The sequence below is a fragment of the Pseudomonas brassicae genome (assembly GCF_010671725.1).
Classification (GTDB): domain Bacteria; phylum Pseudomonadota; class Gammaproteobacteria; order Pseudomonadales; family Pseudomonadaceae; genus Aquipseudomonas; species Aquipseudomonas brassicae.
This window is the reverse complement of the sequence record NZ_JAAHBU010000127.1, coordinates 1-9,486: the sequence shown is the minus strand read 5'-3', so window position 1 is coordinate 9,486 and position 9,486 is coordinate 1. Positions and strand designations below refer to the sequence as shown.

Below are 9,486 nucleotides of genomic sequence, written 5' to 3'. Positions count from 1 at the left end.
GCTGTCCCTGTGGGAGCTGGCTTGCCAGCGAAGCTCTTAGTCGCGCTTGACCAGGCCAGGCAACTGCGCCAGCAGCTTCTGGTTATTGAACGGCGCCCGAATGAACCCGCGCTGGGTACCGTCCGGTCCGAGCAGCGCCAGGTTGCCACTGTGATCGACCGTGTAGTTCGGCTTGCTGGTATCGGCCGCAATGAACGGGATGCTCACCGCATTCGCCAGCTTCTGCGTGGCCTCCAGCGACCCCGTCACCCCACGAAAATCCTTGTCGAAGTATCCCAGGTAGGTCTTCAACTGCGCCGGTGTATCGCGGTTCGGGTCGACACTCACCAGCACCACCTGCAAGCGCTCCACGGCCTCCTTGGGCAACTCGCTCTTGACCTGACGCAACTGCGCCAGCGTGGTCGGGCAGATGTCCGGACAGAAGGTGTAGCCGAAGAACAGCAGCGACCACTTGCCCTTCAACTGATCCAGCACCACCGGCTGGCCGTTCTCGTCGGTCATTTCCAGCGCCGGCACGTTACGGCTTTGCGGCAACAGGATGATCCCGGCATCGATCAGCGCAGTCGGGTTGCCCTGGCTACGGTTGCTCAGCACCTTGTTGAGGGTAAGCCCGAGAATCAATGCGACCAGGGCAACGAGGATAAAGACGGTTTTCTGGGTTCGAGTCATAGGTTCAACAGTAGGTAGTGGTCAACGAGCAGCGCGATGAACAGCAGGAACAAGTACGCGATAGAGTACTTGAAGGTGCTGATGGCCGCGTGCGGCCGACTGCCACGGTACAACACCCAGGCCCACTGCAGGAAGCGCGCGCCCAGCAGCAGTGCACACCCCAGGTACAGCGGCCCGCTCATGTGAATGGCGTACGGCAGCAGGCTGACCGCCAGCAGCACGCAGGTGTACAGCAGGATATGCACCTTGGTGTAGTGCTCGCCATGGGTCACCGGCAGCATTGGGATATCGGCCTTGGCGTACTCCTGCTTGCGGTGGATCGCCAACGCCCAGAAGTGCGGCGGGGTCCAGGCGAAGATGATCAGCACCAGCAGCAGCGGTTCGGCGCTGACATGCCCGGTGATCGCCACCCAGCCCAGCAACGGTGGCGCCGCCCCGGCCAGCCCGCCGATCACGATGTTCTGCGGCGTGGCCCGCTTGAGAAAGCCGGTGTAGAGCACCGCATAGCCCAGCAGCGAGGCCAGCGTGAGCCAGGCGGTGAGGGCATTGGTAAAGGTCAGCAACAGTACCAGCCCGAGCATCGCCAGCAGCAACGCGAAGGCCAGTGCCGCCAGCGGCCCGACACGGCCCTCGGCCAGCGGCCGCTTGTGGGTGCGTGCCATCAGCGCATCGATGCGCCGGTCGACCACATGGTTGACCGCCGCTGCCGCGCCGGCACACAGGCCGATGCCCAGGTTGCCGAACACCAGCACCGTCCACGGCACGCCAGCGCGGGTGGCGAGGAACATGCCGACCAGCGAGGTGATCAACATCAACACCACCACCTTGGGCTTGGTCAGTTCCAGGTAGTCGCGCCACAGCGCCGGGTGCCGGGCCGGGTTCAGAAGCGTTGCCATGGATTCTCTCCGAGATAGTGCACCACACCCACCGGGCGCAACGGCGTCAGGCGCCAGCCCTGGCTGACCCGACGGGCCTTGGGTTGGGTGGCCAGGCGGGTTCGGTAGTTGACCAGCACCAGGGTCAACAGCAAGGCCGCGCCGCCGGCGTTATGTGCCACCGCGACTGCCAGCGGCAGGCCGAGGGCCACATTGCTGATGCCCAACCGACCTGCACCGCCAGCGCCAGCAGCACCAGCCTGGCCAGGCGCCGCAACCCGATGCCATACAACTGCCAGGCCAGCACCAGCAACACCCCGGTCACCAGCAATGCGCCCAGCCGGTGGGTGATATGGATCGCGGTGCGCGCCTCGCTGTCCAGCTGCCCGCCCAGGTAGTTGGGGCCGATGTGCTGGGTGAGGTGAAACCCGTTGGCGAAATCGGCCTGCGGCCACCACTGGCCATGGCAGGTCGGCAGGTCGACACAGGCCACCGCGGCGTAGTTGGCGCTGACCCAGCCGCCCAGCGCCACCTGCCCGATCACCAGCAGCAAGGCCAGCGCTGCCAGCCGGCGCAGCCGTTGCGGCAGGCCCGGCAGCGGCATGAACGCACGCGACAGGCGCAGGCTCAACAGGAACAACAGGCTCAACGTGGCGAAGCCGCCCAGCAGGTGCGCCGTGACCACCTGCGGCCACAGCTTGAGGGTGACCGTCCACATGCCAAACGCGCCTGGAACAGCACCACCGCCAGCAGCACCAGCGGCAGGCGATAGGGCTGGCCGCTATGGCCATGCCGGCGCAGCGCCTGCACCGCCAGCATGGCGATCACCAACGCCAGGGCGCCAGCAAAATAACGGTGCACCATCTCGTTGCGGCCCTTGTGCGCCTCCACCGGCGCGTCGGGGTAATGCCGCTCGGCATGCGCCAGTTGCGCGTCGGTCTTGGGCACGCTGATAAAGCCATAACAACCCGGCCAGTCGGGGCAGCCCAGGCCGGCATGGGTCAGGCGGGTATAAGCACCGAGCAGCACCACCATCATGGCAAGCAAGGTGGCGAACACGGCAAGGCGGTATCCGGGTCTGGCCATGGCAGGTGCCTCCTAGCCGATGTTGGACAGTTTGAGCAGGTGGCGCAGGTCATTGAGCAGGTCCTTGCCCTTGACCCGTGCGTCGTAGCGCAGCACCAGGTTGCCGTGCGGGTCGACGATCCACAGTTGCGCATCCTTGAGGTTGGGGCTGGCCTTGGCATAGGCCGACAGGTCCAGCGGGTAGCGCTGCAGTTGCGGATACTCACGCTCGAGCGTGGCCTGGAACGCCTCGTTGACCGGCTGCGCACCCGCCAGCGCATGGCTGGCGCGGCTGGCGTCGCGACCCAGGCCGATCTGTACCTGGCGCGCCAGGTACACCAGTTGCTGGCAGTCGACGCCACACTCGCCGGGGGCGCTCACCAGCAGTTGCCAGCGCGCCTCGTCCGTCACCACCCCGAGCTGCGCGCGGCTCTGCCCGTTGCCGATCAGCTCGCCGTGGTAGCTGCGGCTGTCGGGCACCCAGAACTGGAACTTGTACATGCCGGTGGCGAGCATCATCGGCCCGATCACCACCAGCAGGATCAGGATCAACTGCAAGCGCCCGCGCACGCGGTTGCGCGGCGCCTCAGACGTGCTGGGTGGATGCATGACGGCTCCCATGGGGTTGCTCCTTGTTGTTATGCCAACCGAAATAGAGGTAGAGCGCGAACAGCGCCGCCGCCAGCGCAAACCACTGCACGGCATAGCCCAGGTGCTTTTCCGGGCCCATGGCAACCACCGGCCAGTCCAGCCGATAGCTGCCCGGGCCGGGCTCCAGGCGCAGTTCATGGGCAAACCCGTCGCGCCCGAGCGAGGCCCACAACGGCACCGCATTCACTGCGGTCAACAGGCGCGGCCAGGCGCCGCCCTGCGGGTCGGCGTGCAGCTGGAAGGTGCTGCCGGGCGCGACGTATACCCAGGCTTGCAGGCTGAGGACGGTTTCAGGGGTGCTGAACTGCACCGGGACGCGCCGGTCCGGCCAGGCCAACCAGCCACGGTTGACCAGCAGCCACAGGCCGCTGGCCTGATCGTGAAAGGGTTGCAGCAACTCGACCCCGGCCTGGCCATCGCGCAGGCGGTTGTCCAGCAGCAGGCTGTGGGTGCGGTCGAAGCGCCCGTGCAACTGCACCCGCCGAAAGGCGCTGTCGGGCGTCTGCAGCAATTGCTCGGGGGCCAACGGCTGGGCCAGGCGCCGCTCGGCATAGGCACTGAGCAAGGCACGCTTTTCCGCGCCGCGGCCCAGTTGCCAGCAGCCCAGCGCAATCAGCCCCGGCAGCAGCAAAAACACCACCAGGGTTGGCACCAGGCCCGGACGGAACGCCCTCACCGAGCCCCCGACATGTCGCTCGCTATACTGGTTGTAGTCATCGCATCCCCCGGAGTACCGCCATGCTCAAAGCCGCGATTGTCCTGATGCTGCTGGCGACCATTGTCAGCCTGTTCAGCGGCCTGTTCTTTCTGGTCAAGGACGATGACAGCTCGACCCGCCTGCTCACCGCCCTCAAAGTGCGGGTCAGCCTGGCCGCCATTACCCTGGCCCTGGTGACCTGGGGTTTGTACAGCGGTCAGCTGGTATCCCACGCGCCGTTCTAGGCGCGGCTACAGCACGTACACAAAGATGAACAGCCCGACCCACACCACATCGACGAAGTGCCAGTACCAGCTGGCCGCCTCGAAACCGAAGTGCTTGTCGGCGTTGAAATGCCCGCGCAGGATGCGCATCAGCATCACGAACAGAATGATCGTGCCCATGGTCACGTGGGCGCCGTGAAACCCGGTGAGCATGAAGAACGTTGCGCCGTAGATACCCGAGTTCAGGGTCAGGCCCAGCTCGGTGTAGGCCTCGTGGTACTCGTAGGCCTGCAAGATAAGGAACGCCACGCCCAGCGCGATGGTCAGCGCCAGCCAGAATTTCAGCGGGCCACGATGGTTCTTGCGCAACGCATGGTGGGCGATGGTGATGGTGACACTGGAGCTGACCAGCAGGAGGGTGTTGATCAGCGGCAGGTGCCACGGGTCGATGATGTCCTTGGGCGGCGGGAACAGCTTGGGGTCGGGCGTGTGCAGCAGCGGCCAGGCGAACTGGAAGTTGGGCCACAGCATGTGCGCCACACCCTTGGCGCCTTCACCGCCCAGCGCCGGGCCGGCTAGGTTGCGCACGTAGAACAGCGCGCCGAAGAAGGCGACGAAGAACATCACCTCGGAGAAGATGAACCACGACATGCCCCAGCGGAACGAGCGGTCCAACTGCGGGCTGTAGAGCCCGGCGCGGCTTTCCTTGATCACCGCGCCAAACCAGCCGAACAGCATGTAGGCCAGGCACAGGGCACCGACGAAGAAGATCAGCGGCCGTGGGAATCGGGGTGGCCGGCCTTCATGTCGTTGAACCAGGTGCCCAGCCCGAACACCGTGATCAGCATGCCCAGGGTGGCGATGATCGGCCACTTGCTTTGCGCCGGTACGTAGTAGTGCTGATGAGCAGCCATGGATCGTTCTCCTTATCGGGCGCTCTGTACGGACTGGCTGGCCACATGGGCCACCGGCGGTTGGCGCGCGGTGATATCGAACAGCGTGTAGGCAAGCGTCAGGTGTTTCACATCTTTGGGCAGGTCGCGGTCGACGATGAAACGCACCGGCATCTCGATGCGTTCACCGGGCTGCAGCACCTGCTGGCTGAAGCAGAAGCATTCGGTCTTGTGGAAGTACGCCGCCGCCTCGGCCGGGCTGATGCTCGGGATCGCCTGGGCGGTCATCGGCTGGTCGGTGGGGTTGCGGGCCACGAACACCATCTGGTTCACCGCCCCCGGGTTGACGTCGAGCTGGTCGGCGGTGGCGTAGAAGTCCCAGACCATGTCGCGGGCATTGGTCGACATGAACTGCACCTTCACCGAGCGCGTCGGGTCGCTGACCTGGCTGCCCGCATACTGCCCGCCGTCTTGCCGTTGATGCCGAACGCCTTGCACATCACGTCGTAGATCGGCACCAGGGCAAAACCGAAGGCGAACATCACCACGGTCAGCATCAACAGCCGTGTGACCAGACGCTTCAGCGCAGTCCCTTCACTCATGGCGATGGCCTCACTTCACGTCTGGCGGAGTCTGGAAGGTGTGGTAGGGCGCCGGCGACGGCACCGACCACTCCAGCCCTTCGGCACCGTCCCACGGCTTGGCCGGGGCGGGCTGGCCGCCGCGGATGCACTTGATCACGATGAACAGGAAGAAGATCTGTGTGGCGCCAAAGGTGAACGCACCCACCGAGGACACCATGTTGAAATCGGCAAACTGCAGGTTGTAGTCCGGCACCCGGCGCGGCATGCCGGCCAGGCCGACGAAGTGCATCGGGAAGAAGGCCAGGTTCATGCCGATGAACGACAGCCAGAAGTGCAGCTTGCCCAGGGTTTCGTCGTACATGTGCCCGGTCCACTTGGGCAGCCAGTAATAGGCCGAGGCGAAGATGCCGAAGATCGCCCCCGGTACCAGCACGTAGTGGAAGTGCGCCACCACGAAGTAGGTGTCGTGGTACTGGAAGTCAGCCGGGGCGATGGCCAGCATCAGCCCGGAGAACCCGCCGATGGTGAACAGGATGACAAAGGCGATGGCAAACAGCATCGGCGTCTCGAAGGTCAGCGAGCCTTCCCACATGGTGCTGACCCAGTTGAACACCTTCACTCCGGTGGGCACCGCAATCAGCATGGTGGCGTACATGAAGAACAGTTCGCCCACCACCGGGATACCCACCACGAACATGTGGTGCGCCCACACGATAAAGGAGAGGAAGGCGATCGCCCCGGTGGCGTAGACCATCGAGGTGTAGCCGAACAGCGGCTTGCGCGAGAACGCCGGGATGATCGAGCTGACCGCGCCGAACGCCGGCAGGATCATGATGTACACCTCGGGGTGGCCGAAGAACCAGAACACGTGCTGGAACAGCACCGGGTCGCCGCCGCCGGCGGCACTGAAGAAGCTGGTGCCGAAGTGGATGTCCATCAGCATCATGGTCACCACCCCGGCCAGCACCGGCATCACCGCGATCAGCAGGAACGCGGTGATCAGCCAGGTCCAGACGAACAGCGGCATTTTCATCAGGGTCATGCCCGGGGCGCGCAGGTTGAGGATGGTGGCGATCACGTTGATCGCGCCCATGATCGAGCTGATGCCCATCAGGTGGATGGCGAAGATGAAGAAGGTCACGCTCTCAGGGGCATAGGTGGTCGACAGCGGCGCATAGAAGGTCCAGCCGAAGTTGGGCCCGCCACCGGGGCTGAACAGCGTCGAGACCAGCAGCAGGAACGCCGCCGGCAACAGCCAGAAGCTGAAGTTGTTCATGCGCGGCAGGGCCATGTCGGGCGCGCCGATCATCAGCGGGATCATCCAGTTGGCCAGGCCGACAAAGGCCGGCATCACCGCGCCGAATACCATGATCAGGCCATGCATGGTGGTCATCTGGTTGAAGAACGCCGGCTCGACGATCTGCAGGCCCGGCTGGAACAATTCGGCGCGGATGACCATGGCGAACGAGCCGCCGAGCAGGAACATGGCGAAGCTGAACCACAGGTACATCGTGCCGATGTCCTTGTGGTTGGTGGTCAGTACCCAGCGCATCAGGCCCTTGGCCGGGCCGTGGGCGTGGTCATGGTCGGCATGGCCGTGGTCGTCGATGACTGTACTCATGTCCTGTCTCCCCGGTTCATTGGCCGTCGGCCTGTTTGAGCGCCAGCACATCCTTCGGCGTGACCATGTCACCCTTGGCATTGCCCCAGGCGTTGCGCTCGTAGGTGACCACGGCAGCGATATCCACTTCCGAGAGCTGCTTGCCGAACGCCGCCATGGCCGTGCCGGCCTTGCCGTGGAAGACGATGTTCAGGTGGTCCTGGATCGGGCCGGTGGCGATCTTCGAGCCCTTGAGCGCCGGGAACATCGGCGGCAGGCCCTGGCCCTCGGCCTGGTGACAGGCCACGCAGGTGGTGTGGTAGACCTTGTCGCCGCGTTCGACCAGCTCTTGCAGGGTCCACTCCTTGCTGGTCAGCTCCTTGAGCTTGGCCGCATCGGCCTTGCGCTCGGCAAGCCAGGTGGCGTAGTCGGCCTTGCTCTTGACCTCGACCACCACCGGCATGAAGCCATGGTCCTTGCCACACAGTTCGGTGCACTGGCCGCGGTAGATGCCGGGCTTCTCGACGCGGGTCCAGGCCTCGTTGACGAAGCCGGGGATGGCGTCACGCTTGACCGCGAAAGCGGGCACCCACCAGGAATGGATGACGTCGGCAGCGGTCACCAGAAAGCGCACCTTGGCCCCGACCGGGATCACCAGCGGCTGGTCGACTTCGAGCAGGTAGTGCTCGTCCTTGGGGGCCTTGTTGTGGATCTGCTCGGTGGGAGTGGCCAGGTTGCTGAAGAACTCGACGTCCTCGCCCAGGTATTTGTAATGCCACTTCCACTGGTAGCCGGTGACCTGGATGTCGACGTCCGACTCGCTGGCATCGTAGATATCGACCAGCGTCCTGGTCGCGGGGATGGCCATGGCCACCAGGATCAGGAACGGCACCACCGTCCACATGATCTCGACCCAGGTATGCTCGTGAAAGTGCGCGGGCTGCTGGCCGGTGGAACGCCGGTGCACCATCATCGACCAGAACATCGCGCCGAACACCACGATGCCGATCACCACGCAGATCCAGAAGATGGTCATGTGCAGGTCGAACACGGCGTTGCTGACTTCTGTCGCCCCCGGCGCCATGTTCACGGTCCAGGCAGCCTCGGCCTGTGTGAACAGCGACCACAACAGCAGGCCCATCCAGGCGTGTGGATGTCGCATCATTGCGGGTTCCCCTTATCGTTCTTGTTATCCCGGAGGCGTGGACCTACGGCTAAGGGTACGGCGTCAAGACTGCGAACTTCGACGACGAGCCCCTGCTGGACAGCAGGCGGGCCTCATCAGCCAATCACTTTCAAAGCGGAGTATAGACAGCGGCCTTGACCACGCAACGCGAGGGGGTAAATCATTCACCGAGGCGATTGATGGCACTTTGATATAACCAAGGTGCGGCATAAACGCACACCGTTTATGACAAATCCGTCTTAGCTCTTTACAGAACCGAGCTACCTTATGTCATCCGTGTGTTTTTCCTCGTCCCTGGAGTTTTCATGAACATCGTCGCTGTACGCGATCAGATCACCCGTGCCCATCAACATGAAGCCGAAACCGGCCAGCTCAAACAGCAACTTGCCTTGCAACTGCCGCACCTGCACCCCTCCATCCAACTGCCTGAAGCCGATGCCCAGGAAGGGCTGGCGCGTTTCGTGGCGGCGTATATCGACCAGGTACCGGAGCTTCTGGAGGCGGCCAATGATGTCGCACGTGAAGCGGGTATCGAGTCGCAGATCAAGCCGGTGCTGAAAATCGCCGAGCAGTATTTTCTGCAACCGCCCGGCATCATGAACGGCCATGTCGGCCTGGACTGCCTGCTGGATGAAGCCTACCTGGCGCATCGCCTGGTGGAAGAAGTGAACGACCTGTACATCAAGCATTTCAACCAGCCGCTGATCCCGCTGGATACCACCGTGGCGAACGTGATCGCCCATCGCTTGATTGGTGAAACCTTTGCCAACCAGCTGGATGAAGTGGTGCACCACTCGGTAGACGAGATGCTCGATGACGAGAGCTTTGCGCTGGAGTCGGTCGAGGCGTATCGCGAGAAGCTGAGCAGCCCGGACACGGGCGCCGCATGGAAGCGCTGGCCGTGCCTGTCGCGTCAGCTGGGGGTTGGGCTGGAGCTGGACCCGTCGGCCTGATCCAGAATCCATAGCGCTCCTTTCGCTGGCAAGCCAGCTCCCACAGATGCAGTGTGAATCTGAAATTACTGCTATCCCTGTGGGAGCTG

General features: G+C 63.9%; 9 protein-coding genes and 3 pseudogenes. 2 read left to right on the top strand and 10 right to left on the bottom strand.

What is annotated here, in order from left to right; translation table 11 throughout:
• Positions 1 to 36: 36 nt before the first annotated feature.
• The 6 genes and pseudogenes from G3436_RS10465 to G3436_RS10445 form a co-directional block, all read right to left on the bottom strand.
• A complete protein-coding gene (locus G3436_RS10465; RefSeq protein WP_163944454.1) occupies positions 37 to 669 on the bottom strand; it encodes an SCO family protein in 633 nt (210 codons plus the stop codon).
• Positions 666 to 1,565: a heme o synthase gene (gene cyoE, locus G3436_RS10460; RefSeq protein ID WP_163944451.1), complete on the bottom strand. Its 900-nt coding sequence runs from the start codon at positions 1,563 to 1,565 to the stop codon at positions 666 to 668. Before cyoE ends, G3436_RS10465 begins: the two co-directional genes overlap by 4 nt.
• Positions 1,550 to 1,699, bottom strand: a complete 150-nt coding sequence (locus G3436_RS27535) for a hypothetical protein (RefSeq protein WP_243667097.1) — start codon at positions 1,697 to 1,699, stop codon at positions 1,550 to 1,552. The genes cyoE and G3436_RS27535 overlap by 16 nt, the downstream gene beginning before the upstream one ends.
• A pseudogene (locus tag G3436_RS10455) lies at positions 1,690 to 2,579 on the bottom strand (COX15/CtaA family protein). Before G3436_RS10455 ends, G3436_RS27535 begins: the two are co-directional and overlap by 10 nt.
• Positions 2,580 to 2,642: 63 nt before the next feature.
• Complete coding sequence (locus G3436_RS10450) at positions 2,643 to 3,230, bottom strand: hypothetical protein (protein WP_163944448.1); 588 nt, start codon at positions 3,228 to 3,230, stop codon at positions 2,643 to 2,645.
• Positions 3,196 to 3,936 (bottom strand): SURF1 family cytochrome oxidase biogenesis protein, encoded by a 741-nt coding sequence (locus G3436_RS10445; RefSeq protein WP_163944445.1) that lies wholly within the window; start codon positions 3,934 to 3,936, stop codon positions 3,196 to 3,198. The genes G3436_RS10450 and G3436_RS10445 overlap by 35 nt, the downstream gene beginning before the upstream one ends.
• A gap of 62 nt (positions 3,937 to 3,998) precedes the next feature.
• Between G3436_RS10445 and G3436_RS10440 the strand changes: the two genes are divergently transcribed.
• Positions 3,999 to 4,202, top strand: a complete 204-nt coding sequence (locus G3436_RS10440; protein WP_163944442.1) for a twin transmembrane helix small protein — start codon at positions 3,999 to 4,001, stop codon at positions 4,200 to 4,202.
• A gap of 6 nt (positions 4,203 to 4,208) precedes the next feature.
• Here the strand turns inward: G3436_RS10440 and G3436_RS10435 are convergent.
• From G3436_RS10435 to coxB, 4 genes and pseudogenes are all read right to left on the bottom strand, one after another.
• Positions 4,209 to 5,095: pseudogene (locus G3436_RS10435) on the bottom strand (cytochrome c oxidase subunit 3).
• A 12-nt stretch (positions 5,096 to 5,107) separates the two neighbouring features.
• Positions 5,108 to 5,676 (bottom strand): annotated as a pseudogene (locus tag G3436_RS10430) (cytochrome c oxidase assembly protein).
• Positions 5,677 to 5,686: 10 nt separating this feature from the next.
• Entirely contained in the window at positions 5,687 to 7,279 is a 1,593-nt protein-coding gene (gene ctaD / locus G3436_RS10425; RefSeq protein WP_163944439.1) for a cytochrome c oxidase subunit I, read from the bottom strand.
• A gap of 16 nt (positions 7,280 to 7,295) precedes the next feature.
• Entirely contained in the window at positions 7,296 to 8,423 is a 1,128-nt protein-coding gene (gene coxB / locus G3436_RS10420) for a cytochrome c oxidase subunit II (protein ID WP_163944436.1), read from the bottom strand.
• Between the two features lie 326 nt (positions 8,424 to 8,749).
• Here coxB and G3436_RS10415 point away from each other — a divergent pair, with 326 nt between their 5' ends.
• A complete protein-coding gene (locus tag G3436_RS10415; RefSeq protein WP_163944433.1) occupies positions 8,750 to 9,397 on the top strand; it encodes a hypothetical protein in 648 nt (215 codons plus the stop codon).
• Positions 9,398 to 9,486 lie beyond the last annotated feature (89 nt).